A 24,828-nucleotide genomic window follows, 5' to 3' on the forward strand; every position below is an offset into this window, starting at 1 on the left:
CACCAGCAAGGAGCACACCAAAGACAACCCGTCCCGCCCACACCCACTGCTGGCTCCGATGAGGCACCGCGGCCACCCCCTAGCGAATGGGCCCAGTCTACGTCCTCATTCACGCATGGCGATCACTCGATCGCAGTGCGAGCGCTGCTACGCCTCCCCTTCGACAACCAAATCCGCGGAGAGCCCTTCGTGACGGCTTCGAACGGACCGTCCTGGGAATCCTGGCCGCCGCGACCGCGGTACTTCTTGCCATCGCCGTGGTGGGTTCGACGGCCGCGAGCTGGCCAGTGGCGTCGAACGTCCTGCTCCGGCATTCGGGAGGGACGCGTCCGGCCTGCGGACTGTGCACCACCGGCCCTCGGCAGCGGATCATGGGCATGACGCCCGCTCACCGGTCGTTTGCCCGGCTCCTCCGTTACTCGCGCGCCGTCGGTAGGAGCACAGCTAAGTGCTCGGTCCGGTACGAATTTACTGAGGGGGAAGACGTTGGCACGACATCAGCCGTACACGTCAGGGCTTCAGGCGGAGCACCGACTATGCCTCGACGTCGAGCCCCAGGGTGATTTCCGATCCTGCCGACACCACCACTTGAAGCATGTCGGAGGACATGCCTGCCTGCTCTGCTACAGAAGTCACGGTGTGCTCCTGCTCGGCGAGGAGAGCGGCGGCTTTGCCGAGCAGTGAGGGCTGTTCGCGGTGTCCCAGGTCTGCTGGCTCGGGGTAGCCCCACTCGGCGAGCATGTTCATGGCCCGCCGGTATGTGTAGTCGCTGTAGATGCCCATGGCGTGGCCTCGGTAGACGAGCGCCTTGAGTGAGAGGCCCCAACGGCGTTTGGTTCGCTGGAGCTGCTCGAAGTCAAGTCGGGCGGGCAACTCGTCGCGGAGCTGGCGGCTCGGTGCGAGAAACTGCGACCCAAAGGCCGTCGCTTCTCGCTCGAGTATTTGGCTGCCGGGCTCGGCGTCGTGGTGCAGCAGCAGGTGAGCGAGTTCGTGAGCCACGTCCATCCGTGACCGCGCCTTGTCGTTCTTGCTCGGGCTGAGGAACACGAACGGCCGCGACCCGTACCAGTGGGAGAAGGCGTCAACCCGCTCGGAGACGTCCGGCAACGTGAGCACGACAACTCCGGCCGCCTCCAGCAGTCGAACCATATGAGGCACGGGTTCGTCGCCCAGACCGAGGGCGTGGCGGGCGGCTACCGCCGCCGCTTCGAGGTCGCGGCTGGACGCTTCCTCTGGCAAGTCGATCGACGGCAGCCGCAGCACCGGCAGCTGTAGGTGCTGTTCGACAGCGTCAACGACACGCCATGCGATCTCGCCGAATGCGAGGGCCTGGTCCCGTTCGGCTTGCGTCGTGGTGCGCAAGCTCCGGAAGTGCGGGTGACCCGCCGTCACCGGCGCAGGAATGCCGGCGGCAAAGAACCGGACCGGGACGGCAAGAGCGAGCGCGAGGCGGGCCAGCGTCGCGGGCGACGGACGGGACTGCGCCAGCTCGTACTGGCTCACTGCGGCAGCAGTCACCCCTACCTGGCGGGCCAGCTCCTTCTTGCGGATCCGTCGCCACCGGCGGGCGAGCGTCAGCGCGTGGGGCTGAAACGCTGCCGCTGCCAGCGCCGGTGCTTCTCCCCGGTCGCGGGTGGCCGTCACGCGAGCGCTGACAGCCGCACGCCGTCACCGCGCCGCTTCGGCCGGACCATGACCTCGAGCTCCGGGATCGGCACCTCGCCGGGCAGCGCGGGACCTGGGATTGCAGAGCTGCCGCCCGTGGCCACCAGCACCGGGTGAGCCGGTTGGCCGATCCAGAGTTGCACCTCGAACCAGGGGGATCCCCCGTCGCGGTTGTCCCGCGGCAGTCCGAGGTAGGCGACCGCTTCGCCGGTGTCGAGGTCGCCCGCGTGCGCGACACGAACGTGGCGCCGGCGCGGAACCACACCGGTAAACGCCTCGGGGAACTGCTCTTCGTCGTCCAGTGCGAGTTGGCCGCCTCGACTGTTCTCGACGGCTCCGCCGAGCCGCGCTTCGCTGCCTTCCCAGCGGATCGACTCGACGCTCGCGCCGGTGCCGCCCTGGAGGGAGTAGAGCCGCACGATGTAGCCCGCGCAGAGGATCTCCAACGAGTTGTCCTCGATCCGGGCGTCGACGCCTGCCAGACCGCCGAACTGCGCCACTCCCAGGTTCGTCAGGTTGCGCCAGACCGTGGTACCGAAGCTCATAGCGTCGTCGCCCAGGTCTGGCTCGTGTCGGTCAGCTGCCCTCCGGTACACCTGCCGGATTAGGTCCGCGAGGGGGGTGAGCACGCCGTTCTTGTCGAGGGTTGCGACGGCTTCGCTCAGGTGATCCACGGACGGAAACATAGCAGGTACTTCAGTTGATGTTGTGAAAGTCAAGTCCGGGTCGCGAGTCGGGCGCTGCGGCACGCCAACCACGCCTGCTAGCCCAGCTGCGGCGCGAGCCTTCGCGGCCTTGTCCCTGATCGCAGCCCGACCGGCAGCGCGGGCGCGTATGATGCCTGCGGGTCGCCTGCCTCCTGTCGGAGGCTGCCGATAGGGTGCAACCCATGCTCAGGACGACCCCGCGACACGCGACCTCGACACCGGTCGGCGAACGCCGACGGATTACTGCAGGCCACGGGCGTTCCGTCGGGTCGGGCGGCGGGCTCTGATGGCGCGGCCAGCTGGTCGCTACGCCGCAGTTTCCATGTTCTCCGGCTGCGGCGGTATGGACCTCGGCGCGGAGCAGACCAAGCGTGTGGGCGTCGTCTGGGCAAACGACATCGAGCCGTGGGCCGTCGAGACGTATCGGCGCAACCTCGGGCGGCACATCGTTGCCGAAGATATCGCCGAGCTCGACGTGCCAGACGTGCCCTGCGACATCCTGCTCGCCGGGCCGCCGTGCCAGGACTACTCCACCCTTTGGAACCACGACGGCCTGAAGACCGCGCGAGGCAACCTGTTCCGCCATGTCGCGCGGTTCCTGGACGGGCTGCGTCCGGCAGCCTTCGTGCTCGAGAACGTGCCGGGCCTCCTCTCCGCCAACCACGGGGCTGCGTGGACCCTCGTCCGGCACGCTCTGCGGTCGCCGTCGAGCTTCGTGAGCGGCCCGAGGAACGGGCCGGGTGTGCGGTACGACCTGTCGGCCCAGGTCATCGATATGGCAGACCTGGGCGTCCCGCAGCACCGCGAGCGCCTGATCGTCGTCGGGGTGCGCCGAGATCTGAAGGTTCGGCCGCCGATCATCCCGGAGCCCTACGCCGGGCGGCACGTAACAGTCGCCGACGCACTCGACACAAGTCCCATCCCGGACGACGCGCCGAACCACGAGCGCGGGCTCGACGGACCCGAGGTAGTCAAGCGCCTCGAGCTCATCCCGCCCGGGGCGAACTACGGCGTCATCCCCGAGGGGCACCCGTCGGCGGTCAAGGGGCTGATCAGCCACGTCTACCGGCGGCTGGACCCGGACAAGCCGGCCTACACCATGATCGCGGGCGGCGGCGGCGGCACGCACGGCTACCACCACGTCGAGCCGCGGCGGCTGAGCAACCGCGAGAAGGCGCGGCTGCAGGGCTTTCCCGACGACTTCGTCTTCGAGTACGGGACGGTGCGCAACCGGGCATCGGCGTACGCTCGCGTCCGCCGGCAGATCGGCAACGCTGTCCCGCCTCCGGCAGCGAAGGAGATCGTCGACGCGCTGACTCAGGTGCTGCTGTCAGCAGGCGTGCCGACCCGCAGGGCAGCCGAGCTGAACGCTCTACGCCGGCTGGCAGGACGCACCACCCAACCTGAGCGCCAAGCCGAGAGGAAGGCAGCCGGCTAGTGAAAGACCCCCGAGAAGTGTCGGACGAACTGCCCGCTGTCGCCGCCTTGCGGTCGCTGTCGGTGTTTAGCGCCGACCAGGCCGGCGCCTACCGCGAACACTTCCAGCGCCTCGGCGAGGCGCTCGGCGCAGATGTTCCCACCCGCTTGGCTCAGTACGTCGCCGCGTGGGCCGAGTCCGGGCAGGCTGGGGCCGTGGTGTTGACCGGCAACGCCGGCACGGGCAAGACCGCAGTGGCGGAGACGTACTCCCGCGCTGTCGGGGGCGACCTTCCCGAAGGCGACGACCTGCGCGAGGTCGCCTCGGGCCGCTGGGTGGTCAAGGACCTCTCGGGGCTTCCGGACGACGCGGCGCGGCGTTCGACGCTGCAGGCGGTCCTCACGGGCCTGGCAGCAGGGTCCGGCCAGTATCTGGTGTGCGCGAACGAGGGCGTCCTGCGCGACGCGCTCGACATCCTCGACCACGAAGACCTCGCCACAGCCCTCGACCAGGCGCTGCGCAGCGGGGCAGCTGAGGTCGGCAAGCTGGTAGTGGTCAACGTCAACCGCCAGCGCCCGACCGCGCCTGGGCTGTGGGACGCCCTGCTCGACTTCCTCGTGCGCGAAGATCTGTGGTCCGGCTGCGCCGGCTGCCCGTTCGACCTCGGCAGCTGCCCCATGCGCAGCAACGCCGAAGCGCTGCGGGACCCGCAGGTGCGCGAGCAGCTACGGACCCTGGTCCGCCTCGGCGCCGGCGAAGCGGTGCCGACAATCCGGGAAGTCCTCTCGGTGCTCGCCTGGGCCGTCGTCGGCGACCGGACGTGCAAGCACGTCAAGACAGCAACGCGGGACATGGAAAGGGCCGCCTTCACCGCCACCGACGGGTACTTCACCCGCGTCGTGGGCGGAGGCCTGACCCTCGACGCCATCGAGCGCTCGCCGCTGATGGCGGGGATGCGCACTGCCCAGCTGGGGCACGTCAGCGACCTGGAGATCGACGGCTGGCTGCGGGACACCACCGGAGCGCCCGACGTGGTTCGGCTGCTCGCCGGCGATCCTTCGCTGGTCGAGGACGGGCCCGACGGCAGCCTCGCCCTGGCTGGGAGCCGCTCGCCGCAGGACCGGGTGCGCACCAAGCAGGGGACCATGACGTTCCACCACCTGGGTGAGCTCGTCAGCACCAGCGAAGACCCGACGAAGGTAGACGACGGGTTGGACGCGCTCGTCTCCGGCGACCGGGACAGCAACGCGCCCGCCCAGGTGCTGTGGCGCCAGCGCCTCTATTTCGAGGCCAGCCAAGCGCTGGGCGGCGCCGACGTCGCGTCGAGGCGGCTGCTGGGATACCGCTACGTCGCCGACCTCGTGCGCTTGGCGCAGAAGGCCGCCCGCAGCGAGGACGTCGTCATCGAAGTCTCGGAAGTGGTGCGCGGCCTGAACTTCCTCGTCACCGGGTTCTCCAGCCCCCACGAAGGGCTCGTCGTGCCAGACCCCGCCTGCCTGTTCGCCCGCGACCCCGGTTCCTTCCGGCCGGCGAGGCCGTCGCTGGTGTACGGACTCGTCCCGCTGGAGCGGCTGTCTGTGCGGGTGCCCGACCGCGGGCTCGTGGAGCGGCTGCTGGATGTCGACCACGTCGACGTAGAGCTGGTCGTGGACGGCCGCGACGACTTGTCGCTGCGGATCCGCCCGAAGATGTACGAGGCCATCCGCGAGGCCGCCGACTTCCAGGGACCCGTCGGCCAGGGCGTCGCCGAGATGAACGACCTGCGCGGCTTCTACAGCCGGCTTGCCTCGGCGGAGGCCGCCGGCGACGCCATCCGCGTCGCCGATCCCGACTCCGACCCGCCGGCACTGGTGAAGGTCAACCTGCCGTACTTCGCGACCTCTCGGAGGGCGTAGTGCTCCTCGACAACCGGAATCTCACCCCCGGCCGGGTCGCACAGGTGCTGTTCGGCTTGGACCCCGACCGCGACGAGCGGGCTCCGCAGCTGTGCGCGGAGACCCTGCTCACCCTCGCCCAGAACCGCTACCGCGCCCCGGCCAGCAGCGACGAGCTGCGCAGCCCCAAGCGACAGCGGTTCGCCCTGCGCAGCTTGGCGCTCGCCACCAACTTCCTGGCGGGCCGGGAGGGGCGCGCGGGCGAGGACAACATGACGCCGAACCTGTACGGCAAGCTGCTCGCGTCGGGTTCCGATGTCCGCAACAGCGCCAACCTGGCGCTGGCCCAAAGCGCCCTGCAGGGGCTCGTCGACCCTGACACGCAGCGCGGCCAGCCGGGGGCGTGGCTGCTGAGGCCGTTCCACGAGTCGCTGCTGTGGTACGACGCGCGCAAGGCGCCGAGCCGACCCGACTGGACAGTGCGCAAGGTGTACATGCGCGGCAGCGGGATCACCCTCGCCCGCCTGCTCCTCGCGCCGACCGACCCGAAGGCGGCCGAGCAGGGGGCGCGCGCTGTCTCCGCCATCCGAGAGGCCCTGACGGGGCCGAGTCCGCTGGCGGATATCAGCCGCCGCCTGGAATCGGCACTGCAGACCGACGTGCCGTTCACCACCAAGACGCCGGACACCGAAGAGGACGAGAAGGCAGCTTGGGAGCGGGGCGAGGACGAGCTGCTGCAGCCGCTCGCGGCCAGCCTGTGCCGTCACGCCGAGGGGGTGATGTGCCAGGGCAGCGCCAGCGGGCCGGCCAAGCTCTGGCAGCTGCGCACCATCCTCGCGCTGGACCTGGCGGTACACGCCCTGAGGGTCGCCTGGGACGCCACCTCGACACCCGAGGAAGACCGCTTCCTCCTGCTGAGCTTCGGCGGGGGGCCGCGGTCGCAGGACCGGGTCCGGCAGCGGTCGGAAGAGTCGTACCGGCGGGCCCGGATCCGGCTCAACGAGGCGACGATCTCCACGGTCGCCCGCATCATGCGCCAGCTGGTGGAGAGAAAGACCGTCGTGTGGGCCGACGAGTTCGAGAACCGGCGCAACAAGCTCGACGGAGAGAAGGGCCCCGACGGGCTGCTGCACCAGCTCACCAAGCTGACCGCCCGCAGCTCGGACGACGAGTACCTGCGGCTGGCGCGCACGTCGGTGGAGAGCGCGAACTACGGCCGGGCTGAGGACGGGTTCCGGGTTTTGCTGGAGTCGGTGGGGCTCGTTGCTGGGACCCGCTACCGCTACCTGACAGCTACGCCGGACTTGCTGGCCGCCCTCGTGGGCGCGCTGTCGAGCCGGATGCCGATGCCCAGCAACGAGTTCTTCGCCGCAGTGCGGCAGGAGTGGGGACTGGTGATCAACCAAGAGTCGGCGGCGTCGACGAGCCTGCGCGGCCAGGTCGACGGGGCCGGCCTCGAGCGCAACGCCCGCCGGGCCGAGAGGCTCATGAGCGAGGCGGGACTGGCGCTGAGCTTGTCCGACCGGACCACCGTGGTCGGCGAGCGCGCGCAGAGGCGGTCGATGTGAGTCAGCGGCTCGGCGGCGCACTGGCCGCACACATCAGAAACCTGAGCGGAAGCTCCAAGTTCGTCCTAGTCGAGGGTGTCCCGACCAGCCTCGCTCTGGGCATGGCGGCGGCGTGGAGCGAGGCGCTCCCGCCGTTGGCCGTAGTGTCCGACTGCCCCCGCCGCTTCGGCGCCCACGCGCTGTCGGGCTCCGGGACGGGACTGCGCAACCGCTACCCGCAGGGCATCGTGCTGGTCCTGTGCGAAGGTCTGCAGGTCCCGGACCGCAGCGGCCTCAACCTGTTCGAGAACGTGTCGCCCGGCGTGCTCCTGGACTCCCCCGAAGGCCTGCTCACGATTGCCCGCCAAGAACCGGCCGCCAGCCTCGACGGCCCGGTGCGAGCGGTGCGGGAGGCTATCGCCCGGGTGGGCATCGCCCACAAGCCGAGCGCCGCGCAGGTAGCGGCATATTTCGACCTGGTCGCTGCCGGCGAAGACCCCCTGAAGAGCCTGCCCGCCCTGGGCGCCTTCGCCGACACCGCCACCGGCGAGAGGGTCGACGCCGACCGCATCGGCGACAACCTCGCCCTCGCCGCCCGCCGCACCAGCGACGACGTCCTGCGGCCCAGCGCCTACACGGAAATTCGCCGGCGCGCCGAGACGGTCCTCGGTCGACGGCCCAGGCTGCGCAACGAGCCGGCGGAGGCGAACGCCGCCGCGGCGGCCGTGATGACGATGCTGCAGTCCGGCAGCGAGCAGCTGCTCCAGGAGCTGGAGTTCGACGAGGCACGCGAGATCCTCGAACAGCGCACCAAGGACCTCGCCGACGTCGCGCTGCAGGCGCTGGCCGACTACCAGCGGCGGCACGAGGACGAGCGGGTTGCGCTGCTGCCCTGGCCTAGGTACCACTCGCGGGCAGAGGAACTCCGCCGCTCCGCTCAGCAGCGAGACGCCGCGCGGGACTTGCTCGACCTCGACGAAGCCCAAGCCCACGGCATCTTCGACAGGCCGACCAGGATCAAGCTCGAGAAGCTGCTGCGCGACAAGGCCATCAGCGGCAGCAACCCGTCCTGCCCCGAGAGCGCCCTGATCAAGGCGGTGCAGCAGCTCGGCGGTCCGCTGAAGCGCATCAGCCTCCTCAGCCCGAAGCCGTCGGCAGAAAACGCGAAGCCGAACCGCAGCGGCGCGGTGCGGTGCATCACCCTCGGCTGCGCGCGGCTGCGGCTGGGCGGGTTGATGCGCCGGCTCGAAAGCCGGGGCGTCGAAGTTGACGGCCTCCTCCTCCAGCCGGCCGACACCGACAAGACCGTCGAGGCGTCCTTCCACGACGCTGACCTCGCCTCGGGGGAACTCGCGCTGTTGCAGCTGCGGCTCCACGCCGCCGACGGCAGCACCGTCCAAGTCGACTGGCGGCCCGACCTCGACGACGCCGCACTGCTGCGCGCCGCGCTGCTATTCGCTGAGGAGACCGCCCTCACCCTGGCGGCGGCCGACGAGCCGACCCTCTCGTCGTTTTGCAGCAACGAGGCACCGAGCCCGCAGCCCGTTTCGAATGAACTGAAGCCGCTCGCGCACGAGCTGCGCGAGCTTGCGCAGCTGTCGCTGCAGGAAGGGCTCAGCCCTCAGCCCCTGCGCAGGTGGGCTACCAGCTGGGCTGCCGCCGGCAACGACAAGGCACCCGGCGCGGAGGCCGAGGTGGCAGAGGCACTCTCGCTGGCGGGGGCGGTCGAGGGCCCAGCCCACTGCGTGGCTCTCACCGGCTTCGCGCCACTGAAGGCCGAGTGGCTCGCCCAGTACCTCGACGCGCTGTGGTCCCTGCTCGACGCGGCCGACGCAAGCGACGACAAGCCTGTCGCCGCGACGGCCGCTGGAATCGCCCGCACGACAGCCTCGCACCACCCCGCCCACGTTCGCGCACGCCTGCGGGACAAAGCCATGCTGCCCACCAGCGAAGGGCGGCTCTGGAGCCTCTACGGCGGGGCCAACACCCGCGACGAAAGCGGCTACGCCGGCGCGGCGCTGACCTCGGTCGTGGTCCGGCTGCTTTCGCTGCAGCCTGAGGCCGCCGGGCACCTGCGCTGCCTGGCCTACGGACCCGGCGCCGCCGACCTGCTCGTCTCGCAGGCAGTCAAGCTCATCGGCCGCAAGACCGGCCGCGGCACCGTCGCCAAGGTCGAGGTGTTCTGCGTCGGGGAGGAGCCGACCGACAGGCCGCACTGGCAGACCCTCGCACGCGCGGATGAAGAGCTGCGCGACAGCCGCGACGTGCTGGAGCTGCGCTACCTCGACAGCCTCGCCCGGGCCCGCGAGGTCCTGCAGCAGCCGGGTTCGCCGAACCCGGCGGTGCACCTCGCGCTGGTGACCGGAATCAGCGACGGCGGAAACCGGCTGCAGATCGAGTTCCCCGAAGTGCCCGCACCGCGGGAGGACTCCGAAGTGCTCTTCGCTCCCCGGACCTCGCAGCGGCCTGGGAAGGAGCGGCGCATGCTGCTGATGCCGCCCGCTACGACGCGTGCCGGCATCACGTGGTTGAAGCTGCAGGCGGCTGTGGACGAATCCTGGCCGGAGGAAGGCGAGAAGATCCCGGTGCCGGAGGTCCGCACCGGGGCCATGGACATCGCCGAGCAGCTTCGGGAGGTCCACGACCTCGCGCTCTGGGTAGCCACCCTCGACCGCTACGCCACCCGCGACAGCCTCGAGCAGGCCCTCGGCGCCCACCGCATCGCCATCCTGCACCAGGAGCGCCGACTCGGTGGCGACAGCCCGCTGTCGCTGGTGCTAAGCCAGAAGTCGGGCGGCCCGGCAGACCGCGCCATCGGCCGCAGCCTGCGCGCAGCCAACATCGTCGCCGACCGGGACGTCGCCTTCAACGTAGGAACTGACCTCCGCAAGGTTGCGAGCCAGGGCTACGGCATCCTGGCCCTCGAGGCCGCCACCAGCGGCACGGGCATCAATGAACTCGTCGGCCACGTCGTGGCATTCTCGCTGCTCGCCCGCACGACCACCCCCTGGCCTCTGCCGCCGGGGTGCCGCGTCCTGCTCGTCAGCCTCGACGAGTACCGGCACTGGTTCCCCAGCCGCCGCGCCGACCTACTCGCAATCGCACTCGACCCCTCCGAGGAAGGGGTCCACGTCGCGGCCATCGAGGTGAAGGCCAGGCGCAGCGACGAAACCGACGCCGCTGCCGGTGCACTCGACCAGCTCAACCAGACGCTCGCGGCCACTAGGTGGGCCGCCTACCCCGAGCCCGGGTCCATCCACAGCCGCCTGTGGCTCAACCGCATCGCGGAGGCCGCCTACTCGGTGGCACGGGAGTCGCGCTTCAAGCTCGACGCCGAAGAACTGGCGGCGCTCGAGGCGTTCCGAACCGGCACGGGGACCCTGGAGTGGGCGGGCGTCGGCCTGGTCTTCGGCCCCAAGGTGGAGGAGTTCCACCGGCACTACCCGAACAAGGTGGCCAGCGACATCGTCCCGGTGGTGCTGCACAGCATCAAACTCACCGAGGACCTGCTGCTCGAAGCCGCGCAGGTGCGCATCACGGACCTGAGGACCGTCGAAGCCGAGCGCCCGCCTCTCAAGGGCGGACGGACGCGGCGCAGACCGGAGGCCAAGCCCGCAGAACAGGCGCAGCCGCCGGCCGACACAACCCGGGACGCTGACGTCCCCGAGCCTGCCCGGCCCTCGCCAAACGAGACGGCCGCGCCGCCGAACCCTCAGGGTACTGAGCCGCAGCAGGCCCGCACCTCCGAGCCGAGCGCGACCGAGGAGCCGCGCAGGCACACGCAGCCGACTACGTCCGCCACGGAACCGGTGCCGTTCCGCGCCCCGGTCTTGGGCTGGGACGCCACCACGGGCGAGGAGGTGCGCTGGCACCCGGCCGGCCCCGAGCAGGGCGTGCTCCAGAACGGCCACGTGGAGGTGTGGGGCAGCTCGGGTATGGGCAAGACGCAGTTCACAATGAGCCTGCTCGCGCAGCTCGCCCACCACAGCGGGAGCAAGTTCGGCATCGCCGACTTCAAGAACGACTACAGCGACGAGACCGGCTTCCCCCACCTGGCCGGCGCGAAATTCCTCGACCTGTGGAACGACGGCGCGCCGTACAACCCGCTCGCCTTGGGGGAGTTCAGTGAACGCGCGGTCAACACCGCCGTCATCGAACTGCGCGACACCGTCGAAGTCGCCACTAAGTCGTTCACCAGAATGGGCGTAAGGCAGCGGGCGAAGCTGGAGAAGGCACTGCGCAGTGCCTACGCCGTCGGGCGGGCAGAAGGACGGTGGCCGACGCTCCGGCTCCTCGACGACGAACTCGACGCTGACCTGTCCGGAGTGATCGGCGACCTGACCCACAACGAACTGTTCCGCGACGGGCCTCCCCTCGGGGAAGTCATCGACCACAACGTCGTCTTCGGGCTGAGCCGGATCCCCGGCAACGGCCAAACTACCGTCCTAGCCGCCGGATTCATCCTGTCAGCCCTGTTGCTGCGAGTGCAGTCCCTGCCGCCCGTACCGAACTCCGTCCGGTACGTCACCGTAGTCGACGAAGCCCACCGAGTCGCGGCCTTCAAGGCCATCGACACCATGATCCGCGAAGGCCGCTCGAAGGGCCTCGGCGTCGTGCTCGCCACTCAGCAGCCGGGGGACCTGCCCGACGTGGTCGCCACCAACGCCCAGACCAAGGTGTGCTTCCGCCTTCCGGACGCCACGGTCGCGGCCGCAGCCGCCCGAAAGCTCAACCCGAACGACTCGCGCCTGGCCGAGCAGATTCGGACCCTGGGCAAGGGAGAAGCCCTGGTCAGCTTCGGCGGGACCAAGCCCCGGCTGCTGCGCATGGCCCAGGCATACCGCGACCGCCGCGAACTCGGACTTCCCGGCGAGGAGGCCGCAACCGGGCAATGAAGAAGCACCAAGGGCGCCCTGCCACCGCGAACCGGACGCCCCGGAACGACACGGCCGCGTACTCCTGGGCAAGCAGCCCAGGGGTGCGCGGCCGCATGCAGCGGCAGCGGACTCGCGACACCCAGCCCGAGCTTGCGATACGACGCCTGCTGCACGCCGCCGGACTGCGCTACCGAGTCGACGTCGCACCCACACGATCGCTCCGTCGTCGCGCTGACATCGTCTTCGGCCCAGCCCGAGTCGCCGTCTTCGTCGATGGATGCTTCTGGCACGGGTGCCCACAGCACGGAAGCAGGAAAACCAAGACCAACACCGACTACTGGTCGGGAAAAGTCGCACGGAACCAGGCCCGCGACACCGCCACCGACGGTCTCCTCACTAACGACGGCTGGCTTGTCATCCGCGTGTGGGAGCACGAGGACCCTCGGGAAGCCGCCGAGCGGATCGCCAGCAGCGTGCACAAGCGGCGACGGTGGGGCAGCCGCCAGTCTTAGCCCGGTCTCCTAGCTGACGTAGGTGAGCCGATACGGCACCGCTTCGAGCACCGCCCAAGCGGGACAGGACGAGACTGTCACACAGCGACGCCGCCGCAGGACAGTGATAGGAAGAGCTTTGGCTCCGCCATGGCCAACACCGCGCACTTGTGTCGGGGTACTCGTTGGAGTGCAGAGGTGAGTACGGCTGATCTTGCAGAGGTCAGGTGTCGTGGTGGGCGCCCTGTTCGTCACGGTGAGTTGTGTCTTGCAGGCGCAGGCGGGTGAGGCCGAGCATGTCGATCAGCCATCCGGGTCCGCCGGTGATGCCGCGGGCGCGTAGGAGGGTGTCGACCTCGTGGTGGGTCGCCGCAGTGGCGCGGGCGAGGAAGTCCTCGCAGATCTGGAGCAGGAGTTGCAGCAGGTCGCCGTGGTGGGTGTCGCTGGTGGCCGCGGGGTCGTCCGGGATGGCCGGGGTGGGCATCAGGCGACGTTCTCGATGGCGGTGAGGCGGTTCTTGAGTCGGTAGCTGGGGCCGTTGATCGGGACGACGTCGCAGTGGTGCAGGAGCCGGTCGAGGATGGCGGTGGCCAGGACCTCGTCGCCGAAGACTTGACCCCATTCGCCGAAGCCTTTGTTCGAGGTCAGCAGGGTGGAGCCCTTCTCGTAGCGTTTCGAGATGACTTGGAAGACGAGGTTGGCCTCGGGGCGTTCGAGGGGCTGGTAGCCCACCTCGTCGATGACCAGGACGGTGGGGCGTAGGTAGGTCTGCAGCTTCCGGGCCAGCCGGCCGATCGCGTCGGCGGCGGTGAGGTGGCGGACCATGTCGTCGAGGGTGGTGAAGTAGACGGTGAATCCGGCTCGGCAGGCGGCGACCGCGAGGGACACCGCGATGTGGGTCTTGCCGACGCCGGGTGGGCCGAGGAGAGCGACGTTGGCTTTGGCCTGCACGAATGCGAGGGTGGCGAGGTCACGGACCTTACGGGGGTCCAGGTCGGGTTGGAAGCTGAAGTCGTAGTCGTCGAGGGTCTTGTGGTGCGGCAGCTTCGACAGGCGTAGCCCGGCGCGGAAGCGGCGTTCGTCGCGGACGGCGAGTTCCTCTTCCAGGACGAGGTCGAGGAACTCCAGGTAGCCCATGGCCTCGGTGTCGGCCCGGCCGGTGAGTTCCCGCAGCGTCTTGGCCAGGTGAGGCAGGCCGAGTTTGGTGGCGCTGGCGTGGATGCGGTTGGTGACCAGCTCACTCACTTCGAGACGTCCTTCAGGTGTGGGCGGTTGGTGAACGGGCTGGCCGCAGCGATCTGCTCATAGACCGACAGCGGCCGGGCCTCGACGGCGACCTGAGCGGCAGCGGCCCGGTTGAGCAGGGCTTGCAGCGGTCCCTGGCCCCCGTCGAGGCGGGCCGATCGGCGTGCGGCCGGCTGCCCGCCGGCGGGGTCGCCGGTGGTGACGGCACGGGTGTGTCCGTCGGGCAGACCGTCCCAGTGGCTCTCGTCGACCACGCGGGCGCCGCGGCCCACGGCCCGCTGGTGCGTGGCCAGCAGCGTGGTGCCGTCCAGGCCGGGCACGGTGGCGTGGATGGTGATCGTGGCGGCGGTCGCCCGAATCTCCACGAGTTGGCGGTGGCGGACCCGTCGGGCCGGCACGGAGTAGAGGTTGCCGGCGTAGGCGACCAGGCAGTCCTTGCCGACGTGCCGCAGATGCCGGTCGGCGACCACATACGCCCTGGCCGGGATCGGTCGCAGCGCGGCGTGGTCACGGACCGCCCGCACGCCGATGATCTCGCCATGGGTGCGATGCCGCACGGCCCGCCGCTGCCGAACCCAGGCCACGAACGTGGCGTCGAGCTCGGCCAGCGAGGAGAACGCCCGCCCCGCCAGGACATGATCACGGACGATGGTGACCTGCCGTTCGACCCGCCCTTTGCCGGTCGGCCGATAGGCGGCCAACACATCGATGTCGAAGTCGTAGTGCCCGGCGAACGCGACCGCTTCCGGGTGCAGCGGCACCGCCAGGCCCGGGGCGACGTGCCGACGGACCACGGTCTTGGTCCGGTCGTAGACGATCACCCCGGGAACCCCGCCGAAGTGCGCGAACGCCCGCCGGTGACACTCCCAGAACGCGGCCAGATCCTGGCTGGTGGTGAAACAGCAGAACGGATCCCGCGAGTACGACAGCACCATGTGAAACGAGTACACCTTCGGGATCCCGACATGGGCCAGGATGCCGCCCTCGTCGCCCCAGTCCACCTGCGCCTGCGCACCCGGAACGACCTCGAACCGACGATGCAGCCCGGCCAGCTGATCAGGGCTGATCCCCAACTCCGCCGCGATCCGCGGCCGGGCCTGCTGCAGATACAACTTCACCCGCTGGTAGTTACCGGTGAACCCGTACTGCTCAACCAGTCGTTCATGGATCACCGTGCCCTTGAGCAGCAACTCCGCCCGCAACCACGCATCGACCACGTGCGCGAACACATCGATCAACTGCCCACGAGCCGGCCGCGCCCGAACCGGCGGCACCACCTCGCCGCCACCAGCAGCCAGGTACTTCTTCACCGTCCGCCAGTTCAGGCCCGTCTCACGAGCGATCTCCGAAACACTCGCACCAGCCTCGTGCAACGCCCGGAACCGACGCACATCCAGCCACCGCTGCTCATCCAACGCCCCCACCGCCAGCCGCCCCACGCCGGTCCGATCACGACCCGAGCAGCCTCACCCTCAGTCACCCGCAGGCGACGGACAAACAGTGCGCACCTCTGCAAGATCAGCTGTACCTAGCTCTGCACTCCAGGCCGTACCCCGACACACTTGCCATCGTCATGGCGCCGGCGGCCCGCTCTCTACGTACGGAGCACGCGCAACACACGCTGCATCGGTCGTGATCAGCTGCTGACCATGGCTGCTATCAGTGCCCCGCCGACCAGATAGGGGCCGAAGGCGATGGTGTGCGCGCGGCGCAGCGCCAGGCGCGCCAGTGCTTCGGGAACGGCGAGCAGGAAGGGCAGCAGGCCGCCGAGGAACACCGCCGGCCAGCCGGCAGCGCCTAGCGCCGCGCCGAGCAGCGCGGCCAGCCGCACGTCACCCAGACCCATCCCGCTGCCCGCCACAATGACCAAAGTCAGGTACAGGCCGCCGAGCGTCGCCGCGGCGAGCACGGCGGTGACCAACGTGTGGGCCTGGCTCGTGGTCGCTGCCTGGCTGGCCAGCACGACGCCGACGGCTATGGCGGCGGCGCTGATCGCGGGGGTGGGCAGCCTGCGGACCGCGACGTCGACGGCGGCTAGAAGCATGCCGGTGTGCATCACTACCAGCCATACCGCCAGCAGAGGCAGTCCGCCGGGGATGTCGCGCAGCATCCAGGCCAGGCCGGCGGAGGCAACAGCCAGCCCGGTGCCACACAACTCCGAGACGGCCACCAGCATGAGCGCGCTCCTGACGGGCACGCAGCGGGGTGCCGAGGTGCCGCTTACGCCCGCCCGGGACGGTGGTAGGTCCATGCTGGCCTGCGGCTTGGCCACCAGCCAGATGTACACGTGCGGCAGCGCCAAGCCGGCGAGGGCGCCGCCGAAGAGCGCCAGCCCCAGCACCGTGGGATTCATCGGCCGTCGCCATTGTGGGGCGAGATGGGCCTACGCCGCTCCCGCGTCCGCACCGGTTGGTTGGGCATAGCCGTCGCGATAGGTGTCCGACCAGCGGCGCATCTCGCGCATGAACGATGAGAGCAACGGCAGGAGGTGGGTGCCGGCGGCGGTCAGGGAGTAGGTTCCGGCACCCGCGTCGTCGGAGTGGTGCACCAGGCCACCGTCGCGCAGGCGGCGCAGGGCATCGTTGAGCGATTTCGAGCTCGGCGCCGGTTGGATCTCGCGCAGCAGCTCCGAGAATCGCATCGGCCGTTGACCGAGTGCCGTGAGGATCTCCAGGGTCCACCGCTGGGCGCACAGCCTGATCGCTTCGTGCACGACGTGAAGGTCGTCGTCCATCCGCCTCCCCTCCCCGTCAAGGTCGGCCAGAGGACGAGTCTAGGGGATCGACTGCTCTACGTGAACAACGAATCCACGTTGAGTCAGATGGAGATCATCGAGGCAACGAGTCACGTCGTTGGGTAGCTGGTGCGCCGGCAAGGTAGCGGCAGCCCTCCGCGAGCGCATTCAGGGCGTCCGCCAGAGCGTTCCCCATAGTGGACAGGCGATAGGCGCCCGTGGTGGCAACCACGTCCCAGCTGCCGTGCGGTTCCCGCCGCAGAAGTCCGGTCGCCGCGAGCCAGCATAGGTCGGCCCGCAGCGCCTCGCGGGAGGCCTCGTCCACACCACCGAGGTCGCCGACAGTGGCAGCAGCGCGGTCACGCAACGTCACGAGAGCCGCGATGGCTATGGGCCGACGGGCGAGCTCCGCAGCAAGGTCGGCGGGCTGAGGACCCTCGGCGGTGCGGCTCATAATGCGCGCTCCCTTGAGATTTTCTGAGGATTCTAAGGCCTTCGATCCCTGCGGGCATAGTGTCGCGAATCCGACACCGGCTGGTCGGATTGCGTCGAAAGACTCGCATTATCGGTGACCTCGAGGTGAGCACCTGACGGTAATCACCGGAAGGTAAGCACGTTGCGGTAACCGTAGGGGCCGGGTGTAGAGGTGGGTTCAGGCATCCGTGCGTGCAACTTCCACGACAGCGGGGTGGGCCCGCTTCGCTGTGGCCAGGAACCGTCAGGAGGCAGGGCGGCAGATGACGATCCGTAACAGACAGCCAACTTCCACCGTTCGAGCGCGAGGCCGCCGCTTGCGCCTGGCGGGCTCGGCGGCAGCCCTGTGCCTGGTGGCCGGAGCGGGAGCGTGCGACGCCGGAAACACCGGGCAAGAACCTTCTCCCACTACCTCGGTCAGTGTTTCCACACCCAGCCAGGATCCGCGTGGCTCGGCCGAAGGCGCCGCGCTGGGCGTGTACCGCGGTATGTGGGCCGCGTACGCGAAGGCCGGTCTTACCGCAAACCCCGACGAGCCCGACCTCAGCAGGTTCGCCAGCGACGGCGCGCTGAAAACGTTGCGAAACGGGCTGGCCACCTACCGGAGCAAGAAGCAGGTACTCAAGGGCAAGTACGTCCTAGACCCTCAGGCCACCGACGTCGCGCTCAACGCCTCACCGGCAACGGTGACCGTCACCGACTGCATCGACGACAGCGCCTTCCTGGTCTACAACCTGGCGGGCAAGCCGATCAACGACGTGCCCGGGGGCCGGCGGAGCGCGCGGGCAACGGTCACGGACCTCGAGGCCGGCGGCTGGAAGGTCACCAGCTTCGGTGTCCAGGACGTGGGGTCGTGCTGATGCGTCGCACCGCCCAACTCCTGACCGCTGCGGTCTCGGCAGCGATCGTACTGATGACTGGAAGCCTGGCAGCACGTGCTGACGGTGGCATCGGCGGGGTCAGCTGCACCCAGAACCCGTCAGCTCCCGAATGCGAGATCAGCGCCGGCACCCCCGGCGGGTCTGGCGGCTCCACCGGCGGCAACCAGGGCGGCGGGTCCGGTGACGACGGCTCGGGCGGCGGCGGTGGCGACGGCTGCTACTGGGCGCCGGTCGACGTGGGTCTCCCGCCTCCGCCGGGCAAGGGCCCAGAGGGCGGTTGGTATTCGCGGACTTGCGTAGCCAACGGGTTGGGGTCGCAGGAGGTGCCGGTGTGGCTGGACCAGGCGCCGACGGTAAATCTGACGGCGTTGGCGCAGACGGCGCGTTCTCGGCTGCGCCTGCCCTCGCCGCAGATTCGCACGAATCCCGCCACGGCGCCGTTCGTGCTAGTGCAGGTGCCGGTTTGGCTATGGGTGGACCCAGCGACGTGGGGTGCCCGGTCGGCGACGGCGTCGGTGCCTGGGGTGTCGGTGACCGCGACCGCGACGCCGACCCGGGTGGTGTGGTCCTTCGGCGACGGCAGCGACGACCTGACGTGCACTGGTCCGGGTAAGCCGTGGAAGCCGGGCACCGATCCGCGGGCGTCGTCGCCGTGCGGGCACACCTACACCTCCTCGTCCGCTGTCGCGGCGGGGGCGGCGTTCCGGCTGCGGGCGACGGTGACGTGGTCGGTCACCTGGTCTGGTGCCGGTAGTGGGGGCACTCTCGCTCCGCTCACGACGACCTCGACGGTGTCCGTGCGGGTGGCGGAGTCCCAGGCGATCGTCGGAGGTGTCCGGTGAGCGTCACGACGGACCGTCCCCGGCCGGGGAGCATCGCCGCTGCGGATCTGCCGCCGGTGTCCACCGGTATGCGGCGGGTGGGGCGGCGCAGCGGGCGGCGTGTGGTCGCCGGGGTGCTGCTGGTCCTGGCGACGGTGGTGACGTTTTGGCAGGTGGATCTGCGCCGGCACGCCGACGAGCAGTTCCTCGCCGTCGCGCGGGACGTGCCTGCGGGTCAGGTCATCACCGACGTCGATGTGCGGGTGGTGCGGGTGGCGAACCCGTCCGGCCTGGACCTGGTCCCGGCCGAGCGGCGCGGCGGGATCGTTGGCCGTTCGGCGGCGGTGCCGTTGGTGGCAGGGAGCCTGCTGGTGTCGGGGCAGGTCGGGCCGGCGGCGTGGCCTGCGGCGGGGCAGGCGGTGATTGCGGTGCCGGTCAAGCCGGGCCGGGCCCCGACGAGCCTGACGGCTGGGTCGCGGGTGGTGGTGCTGGTCGCCCCGCCTGCGGGGGGCGGGCAGCAGGCGCCGCAGCAGAACAGCGGTGTGCGCCGGGCGGTGGCCACGGTCGTGTCCGTGGCGGCGGGAGCGGACCAGGTGGGCACGCAGTTGGTGACGGTGCTGCTCGCCGCGGATGCGGCGGAAGCGGTCGCGGCGGCTCCGGGGGACGTGTCGCTGGTGCAGCTCGGCCCGTCCCAGTGAGACGTGAGGAGGTGCGGGAGATGTTGGTGGTGGTGGCGTCGGTGTCCGGCGCGCCGGGTGCGTCGACGGCCGCGTTGGGGATGGCGGCGTTGTGGCCGGAGCGTCCGGCGTTGCTGGTGGAGGCTGATCCCGGTGGTGGGGTGGTCGCGGCGCGGTTCGGGCTGGCGCAGGAGCCGGGGCTGGCGTCCCTGGCGGCGGCGGCCCGGCACGGCGGGCACGCCGGTGGGGCGGCGCCGTATGTGCAGCAGGTGCCGTTGGGTTTGCACGTCCTCGTCGGGCCGGGTGCGGCCGAGACCGCTGCGGGGGCGGTGTCGGTCCTCGCCGGCCAGGCCGAGGCGGTCGCGCGGTTGGCGCCGGTAGTGGTCGCCGACGCGGGTCGCCTCTACGCCAACAGCCCCGCGTGGGGCCTGTTGCGCTCCGCTGACGCGGTCGTGCTGGTCACCTCGGGGTCGACTGAGTACCTGGACCACCTGGACACCCGGCTGCCGGCGCTGCGTGCCGCGGCGCGGCCGGGTGGTGTCGGGCTGGCGGTCTGCGGCAGGTCCGCCTACACCCCGGCGGAGATCAGCGGGCGCCTCGGTGTCCCGGTGTGGGCGCAGCTGCCCGCCGACCGGTGGGGCGCGGGCGTCCTCGCCGGGCGGATGACGGGGCGGGCGTGGACACGTACCCGCCTCGCCCAAGCTTTGCGCGCCCTCGCCGCGTCCGTCGCGGCCGGCGGGCGGCCCGCCGGTGCGGCGCTGGAGGTCGTGCGGTGACCGCCCCGACGCTGAACGGCGGCACGTCCGCGGCGCCGCCGGAGGTGGTGGCGCGGCTGCGGGCCCGGGTGAGCGACCGCCTAGCCGCGCACGGCGCGCAGCTTCCCGACGGCGAGCGGCACGCGGTGATCGCGGGATACATCGCCGAGGAACTCGTCGTCCACGCCCGCGAGGACATCTCCGCCGGCCGTGTGCCGCTCACTCCGCAGGCCGAGGCGGCCCTGGCGCGGGCGTTGCGGGACAGCTTCACCGGCCTGGGCGGCCTGCAACGGTTGATCGACGACCCGCGGGTGGAGGACATCTTCGCCAACGGCTGCGACAACGTGTGGATCCGCACCACCGACGGGCAGGTGCAGCGAGTGCCGCCGGTCGCCGCCTCCGACGACGACCTGATCGACCTCGTGCGGATCGCGGCGGCGCGCAGCGGGCAGGAGGAGCGCCGCTTCGACCGCGGTTCCCCCGGCCTGTCGCTGCGGCTGCCCGGCGGGCAACGCCTATTCGCCGTGATGGCGGTAGCGAAACGCCCCTCGCTGTCGATCCGCCGCAACACCCTGCACCGGGTGACCCTGGACGACCTGCTGCACCGCGGGGAGATCACGGTGGGGTTGGGGGAACTCATCCGGGCGCTGGTGCGGGCGCGCAAGAACATCGTGATCTGCGGAGGCGTCGGCGTCGGCAAGACCACCATGCTGCGCGCCGCCGCCGGCGCGATCAGCCCGCACGAGCGGATCGTCACCGTCGAGGACGCCTACGAACTCGGCCTCGACGAGGACACCGACGCCCACCCGAACACCACCGCCCTGCAGCAGCGCGAACCCAACCTCGAAGGCGTCGGCGGCATCGACATGTCCACGATGGTGCGCTGGGGCCTGCGGATGCGCCCGGACCGGGTCATCGTCGGCGAGACCCGCGGCGCCGAGGCCGTACCCATGCTCCTGGCCATGTCGCAGGGCAACGACGGCAGCATGTGCACCCTGCACGCCTCCTCCAGCAAGCAGGCGCTGACCCGGCTGGCCATGTACGTCATGCAGGCGCCGGAGAAGTTGACCTTCGACGCGGCGAACGTGCTCATCGGCCAGGCCGTCGACTTCGTCGTGCACCTGGACGTCGCCACCGACGGCACCCGGGTGGTGTCCTCCATCCGCCAGGTCCTGGAGACCGACGGCACCCAGGTCCCCTCCAACGAGATCTACCGCCCCGGCCCCGACCGGCGGGCCGTCCCCGCCGCGCCGATCCGCGCCGACACCCTCGACGAGCTCACCGCCGCCGGCCTCAACCCGAACCTCCTCGTCCGGGACCGGTGGTGAGCATGGACCTGCTGCCGATCCTGCTCGGCCTGGGCTGCGCCGCCGGCCTGATCCTCGTCGCCGACGGGCTACGCCGCCGCCCACCCGGCACCCCGACCACCCGGACACGGCAACGGTGGACGTCGGCCGACCGTACCCGGCTCCTCGCGGCCATCGTCGCTGGATTCGCCGCCGCGGCGGCGACCCGTTGGCCGGTCGCGGCGCTGCTGACCGCCGCCGCGGTGTGGGCGCTGCCCCGCGTCCTCGGACCCGACCGGGAGCACACCCGCGCGATCGCCCGGATCGAGGCGATCGCCACCTGGGCCGAGCTGCTGCGCGACACCCTGTCCTCGGCCGCCGGCCTGGAGCAGGCCATCACCGCCACCGCCCCTGTCACCCCCCAGCCCATCCGCCCCCAGGTGCAGGCCCTCGCGGGGGCGGTGCGCGGCGGAGCACGGCTGCCCGACGCGCTGCGCGCGTTCGCCGCCGACCTCGCCGACCCCACCGCTGACCTCGTCGTGCGCGCCCTGACTCAGGCCGCCGGCTACCACGGCGGGCAACTGTCCCAGTGCCTGACCAGCCTCGCCGCCACCGCCCGCGAGCTCGCCGGCATCCGGATGCGGGTGGCCACCAAACGGGCCGCGACCCGCACGGCCGCCCGGGTCATCACCGGCACGTCGGTGGCGATGGTCGCCGGGCTGATCCTGCTCAACCGCGGGTTCCTCGCCCCGTACCGCAGCGTCACCGGGCAGCTCGTGCTCCTTGTCGTCGGCGCGGTGTTCGCCGGCGGGTTCTGGTGGCTGGCCCGCGCCTCCCGCGTCCCGCAACCACCACGGGTGCTCTCGGCCGACCAGCCCGGGCAGGTGGCGTGATGGCCGCTTTCGTGGTGGCGTGCGGCGTCATCGCCGGGCTCGGCCTCGTCCTGGCCGGCACCGGCCTGCATCCCGCCCGCCCCAGCCTCGCCCAGGCCCTCGACGCCCTGCGCCGCACCCCGACTGCCCCGGAAGAACCAGTGGGGGCCAGGACCCGGCTGCTCGCCGCGCCCCTGCGCGCCCTCGGCCTGCCCCGGCAGCGGATGCGCACCGACCTCGCCGTACTCGGACGGCCGACCGCCACCCACCTGGCCGACCAGGCCCTCGCGGTCCTCGCCGGCCTGCTGCTGCCCCCGGTCGCGATGTCCGTCCTCGCCTCCGGCGGGGTCAGCTTCGCCGCCGGCATGCCGCTGTGGGCGTCGCTTGCTGGCGCGGCCGGCGGCTGGTGGCTCGCCGAGACCACCGTGCACGCCGAGGCGCAGCGGCGCCGCGACGAGCTGCGCTACGCCCTGTCCGCCGTGCTCGACCTCGTCGTCATCTCCCTCGCCGGCGGCGCCGGACTCGAACAAGCCCTCGACGACGCCTGCGCCGACACCCACGGCTGGGCCGCCGGACGCCTGAACCGTGCCGTGGCCACCGCCCGGCTGCTGCGCATCCCGCCCTGGCAGGCCCTCGGCCAGCTCGGCGAGGACACCGGCGTCGTCGAACTGCAGGAACTCGCCGCGACGATGAGCCTCGCCGGCACCGAAGGCGCCCGCATCCGCGACTCCCTCACCATCCGCGCCGCCACCCTGCGCGCCCACCAGGCCGCCGCCCTGGAGGCCAGAGCCAACTCCGCCACAGAACGCATGTCCATGCCGGTCATGCTCCTGGCCGCCGCCTACATGCTGTTCCTCCTCTACCCGGCTGTCACCGCCGTCGACAGCTTCTGACCCCGACACACCAGAAGGAGAAACGCCGTGCACCCCAGCAAGCTGATGGCCCTGCTGACCCTGGCACACCTCACTCTCACCGACCGGGCCCGCCGGCTGCGCGACTCCGGCGACCGGGGCAGCGAGACCACCGAAAAGGTCATGTGGATCGCCCTGCTCGTCACCCTCGTCCTGGCCGTCTACGCCATCTTCCAGGGCAAGATCATCACCAAGATCACCGGAATCAACCTCTAGCCATGCACCGCACGCGACGAGGCAGCCGACGCCGGCTCGGTGGTGACCGCGGGTCGGTCACCACCGAGGTGGTCCTCTACGCGCCCCTGCTGTTCCTGCTTGTCCTCGTCGGCGTGCAGTTCGCCCTGTGGGCCCTGGCCCAACTCGGCGTCCAGCACGCCGCGAACCACGCCCTGCAGACCACCAGGGTGTCCGGCGGCACCGCCGCCGCCGGCCGCGCCGACGCCGCAACCGTCCTCGACCAGGTCGCCGGGCAGGTCGTCGTCGACCCGCGCGTGTCGGTCACCCGCACCGCCGACACCGCCACCGTGGCCGTAGCCGGCCGGGTGCCCGCCGTCGTGCCGTTCCTGCGCCTGCAGGTCAGCACCCAGGCCAGCGCCCCGGTCGAGCGTTTCCGCCCCTCGACCCTGTCGCTGGCCCCCTCGCCGCCTGGAGTGGAAGGAGACTCGACGTGACCCGCGAGCAGCGCCGCAGCCGACACCCACGCCGCCGGGCGCCTCGGCTGCGGGGAGACCGCGGTTCGGTCAGCGTCGAGATGGCGCTGAGCTACGTACCGCTGATGGTCCTGGCCGCCCTCGCGGTGGTGGCGTGCCTGCGCCTGGCCTCGGCCGCCATCGACGTCAACTCCGCCGCCGCCGCCGCGGCCCGCCAGGCGTCCCTCGCCCGCACCCCCGGCGAGGCCCGCGCCGCAGGTGCCGACGGCGCCTCCGCGACCCTGGCTGGGCGGGCCTTCACCTGCCAGCCGTCCAACGTCACCGTCGACGCCGGCGCGTTCGTCCCCGGCGGGCAGGTCAGCGCCACCGTGGCGTGCACCGTCCGCCTCGAAGACCTCTACGGCCTCGGCCTGCCCGGCACCATCACCATCCGCGGCATCTCCCACCAGCCCCTCGACACCTACCGCGGGACAACGGCGCCATGAACCGGCTGCGTACCCGCCTGCGGCAGGCCCGCCACGACGACCGCGGCCAGATCACCCCGTGGACAATCTTCGGCGTCGTTCTCGTCCTCATCCTCGCCGGCCTGGTGCTCGACCTGGGCCTGGGCATGTCGGACAAGGTGCGGCTCCTCGACGTCGCACAGGGCGCCGCCCGGGCAGGCGCCCGCGAGATCGACCTCGCCACCTATAGGGCCACCGGCGCCGTCCAGCTCCAGCCCGCCCAGGCTGCCGCAGCCGCGCGGAGCTTCGCCCAGCAAGCCGGCGTCGACGGGCAGGTCACCGCGTCCGCCACCCCCACCGCCGTCACCGTCACCATCAGCGGCACCCGACAGACGCAGTTGCTGCACCTCGTCGGGATCACCGCCCTGCCGGTGTCCGCGACCGCGACCGCCAATCCCCTGACCGGCGTCACCGCCCCGTCCTGACCAGGCATCTCGCACG

At 71.0% G+C, this 24,828-nt stretch carries 23 protein-coding genes; 16 read left to right on the plus strand and 7 right to left on the minus strand.

The window, feature by feature from the left end:
• Positions 1-534: 534 nt before the first annotated feature.
• Positions 535-1,644 (minus strand): XRE family transcriptional regulator, encoded by a 1,110-nt coding sequence (locus tag MICAU_RS30240; RefSeq protein ID WP_013289154.1) that lies wholly within the window; start codon positions 1,642-1,644, stop codon positions 535-537.
• On the minus strand, positions 1,641-2,339 hold the full coding sequence (locus MICAU_RS30245) for a hypothetical protein (RefSeq protein ID WP_152748278.1): 699 nt from the start codon (positions 2,337-2,339) through the stop codon (positions 1,641-1,643). The genes MICAU_RS30240 and MICAU_RS30245 overlap by 4 nt, the downstream gene beginning before the upstream one ends.
• 355 nt (positions 2,340-2,694) lie before the next feature.
• Between MICAU_RS30245 and MICAU_RS30250 the strand changes: the two genes are divergently transcribed.
• From MICAU_RS30250 to MICAU_RS32185, 5 genes are all read left to right on the plus strand, one after another.
• Positions 2,695-3,810, plus strand: coding sequence for a DNA cytosine methyltransferase (locus MICAU_RS30250; protein ID WP_200905210.1), 1,116 nt, complete (start codon positions 2,695-2,697; stop codon positions 3,808-3,810).
• Between the two features lie 17 nt (positions 3,811-3,827).
• Positions 3,828-5,684 (plus strand): ATP-binding protein, encoded by a 1,857-nt coding sequence (locus MICAU_RS30255; RefSeq protein WP_174361753.1) that lies wholly within the window; start codon positions 3,828-3,830, stop codon positions 5,682-5,684.
• Positions 5,684-7,231: a hypothetical protein gene (locus tag MICAU_RS30260; protein ID WP_013289158.1), complete on the plus strand. Its 1,548-nt coding sequence runs from the start codon at positions 5,684-5,686 to the stop codon at positions 7,229-7,231. Before MICAU_RS30255 ends, MICAU_RS30260 begins: the two co-directional genes overlap by 1 nt.
• Positions 7,228-12,105, plus strand: a complete 4,878-nt coding sequence (locus MICAU_RS30265) for a helicase HerA-like domain-containing protein (RefSeq protein ID WP_013289159.1) — start codon at positions 7,228-7,230, stop codon at positions 12,103-12,105. The genes MICAU_RS30260 and MICAU_RS30265 overlap by 4 nt, the downstream gene beginning before the upstream one ends.
• Positions 12,106-12,200: 95 nt before the next feature.
• Entirely contained in the window at positions 12,201-12,599 is a 399-nt protein-coding gene (locus MICAU_RS32185) for a very short patch repair endonuclease (protein ID WP_152748281.1), read from the plus strand.
• Positions 12,600-12,801: 202 nt separating this feature from the next.
• Here MICAU_RS32185 and MICAU_RS30270 read toward each other — a convergent pair whose 3' ends face one another.
• The 5 genes from MICAU_RS30270 to MICAU_RS30290 form a co-directional block, all read right to left on the minus strand.
• On the minus strand, positions 12,802-13,062 hold the full coding sequence (locus tag MICAU_RS30270; protein ID WP_013289161.1) for a hypothetical protein: 261 nt from the start codon (positions 13,060-13,062) through the stop codon (positions 12,802-12,804).
• Positions 13,062-13,823, minus strand: coding sequence for an IS21-like element helper ATPase IstB (gene istB, locus MICAU_RS30275; protein ID WP_013289162.1), 762 nt, complete (start codon positions 13,821-13,823; stop codon positions 13,062-13,064). Before istB ends, MICAU_RS30270 begins: the two co-directional genes overlap by 1 nt.
• Positions 13,820-15,262, minus strand: a complete 1,443-nt coding sequence (gene istA / locus MICAU_RS30280; RefSeq protein ID WP_013289163.1) for an IS21 family transposase — start codon at positions 15,260-15,262, stop codon at positions 13,820-13,822. The genes istB and istA overlap by 4 nt, the downstream gene beginning before the upstream one ends.
• 197 nt (positions 15,263-15,459) lie before the next feature.
• Positions 15,460-16,176 carry a prepilin peptidase gene (locus MICAU_RS30285; protein WP_013289164.1) on the minus strand — a complete coding sequence of 239 codons (717 nt, stop codon included), beginning with the start codon at positions 16,174-16,176 and terminating at the stop codon, positions 15,460-15,462.
• A gap of 30 nt (positions 16,177-16,206) precedes the next feature.
• The gene (locus MICAU_RS30290; RefSeq protein ID WP_013289165.1) at positions 16,207-16,557 is read right to left on the minus strand and encodes a winged helix-turn-helix transcriptional regulator; all 351 of its coding nucleotides are present in this window, start codon (positions 16,555-16,557) and stop codon (positions 16,207-16,209) included.
• A gap of 737 nt (positions 16,558-17,294) precedes the next feature.
• On the opposite strand from MICAU_RS30290, the gene MICAU_RS33340 reads away from it, so the two are divergent.
• From MICAU_RS33340 to MICAU_RS30345, 11 genes are all read left to right on the plus strand, one after another.
• A complete protein-coding gene (locus MICAU_RS33340; RefSeq protein WP_235437502.1) occupies positions 17,295-17,891 on the plus strand; it encodes a hypothetical protein in 597 nt (198 codons plus the stop codon).
• Positions 17,891-18,754 (plus strand): hypothetical protein, encoded by an 864-nt coding sequence (locus MICAU_RS30300; protein ID WP_041799405.1) that lies wholly within the window; start codon positions 17,891-17,893, stop codon positions 18,752-18,754. The genes MICAU_RS33340 and MICAU_RS30300 overlap by 1 nt, the downstream gene beginning before the upstream one ends.
• Entirely contained in the window at positions 18,751-19,431 is a 681-nt protein-coding gene (locus tag MICAU_RS30305; protein WP_013289169.1) for an SAF domain-containing protein, read from the plus strand. Before MICAU_RS30300 ends, MICAU_RS30305 begins: the two co-directional genes overlap by 4 nt.
• Before the next feature lie 20 nt (positions 19,432-19,451).
• Positions 19,452-20,186, plus strand: a complete 735-nt coding sequence (locus MICAU_RS30310; protein ID WP_013289170.1) for a MinD/ParA family ATP-binding protein — start codon at positions 19,452-19,454, stop codon at positions 20,184-20,186.
• Positions 20,183-21,493 carry a TadA family conjugal transfer-associated ATPase gene (locus tag MICAU_RS30315; protein ID WP_013289171.1) on the plus strand — a complete coding sequence of 437 codons (1,311 nt, stop codon included), beginning with the start codon at positions 20,183-20,185 and terminating at the stop codon, positions 21,491-21,493. The genes MICAU_RS30310 and MICAU_RS30315 overlap by 4 nt, the downstream gene beginning before the upstream one ends.
• Before the next feature lie 2 nt (positions 21,494-21,495).
• The gene (locus MICAU_RS30320; RefSeq protein WP_013289172.1) at positions 21,496-22,344 is read left to right on the plus strand and encodes a type II secretion system F family protein; all 849 of its coding nucleotides are present in this window, start codon (positions 21,496-21,498) and stop codon (positions 22,342-22,344) included.
• A complete protein-coding gene (locus MICAU_RS30325) occupies positions 22,344-23,216 on the plus strand; it encodes a type II secretion system F family protein (protein ID WP_013289173.1) in 873 nt (290 codons plus the stop codon). The genes MICAU_RS30320 and MICAU_RS30325 overlap by 1 nt, the downstream gene beginning before the upstream one ends.
• A 45-nt stretch (positions 23,217-23,261) precedes the next feature.
• Positions 23,262-23,450, plus strand: coding sequence for a hypothetical protein (locus MICAU_RS30330; protein ID WP_041799409.1), 189 nt, complete (start codon positions 23,262-23,264; stop codon positions 23,448-23,450).
• A 2-nt stretch (positions 23,451-23,452) separates the two neighbouring features.
• Entirely contained in the window at positions 23,453-23,905 is a 453-nt protein-coding gene (locus MICAU_RS30335) for a TadE/TadG family type IV pilus assembly protein (protein ID WP_013289175.1), read from the plus strand.
• Between the two features lie 80 nt (positions 23,906-23,985).
• Positions 23,986-24,369 (plus strand): TadE family protein, encoded by a 384-nt coding sequence (locus MICAU_RS30340; protein ID WP_083791351.1) that lies wholly within the window; start codon positions 23,986-23,988, stop codon positions 24,367-24,369.
• The gene (locus MICAU_RS30345; RefSeq protein ID WP_013289177.1) at positions 24,366-24,812 is read left to right on the plus strand and encodes a pilus assembly protein TadG-related protein; all 447 of its coding nucleotides are present in this window, start codon (positions 24,366-24,368) and stop codon (positions 24,810-24,812) included. Before MICAU_RS30340 ends, MICAU_RS30345 begins: the two co-directional genes overlap by 4 nt.
• Positions 24,813-24,828: the final 16 nt, after the last annotated feature.

This window comes from Micromonospora aurantiaca ATCC 27029, assembly GCF_000145235.1.
In the GTDB taxonomy this organism is placed as follows: Bacteria; Actinomycetota; Actinomycetes; order Mycobacteriales; family Micromonosporaceae; genus Micromonospora; species Micromonospora aurantiaca.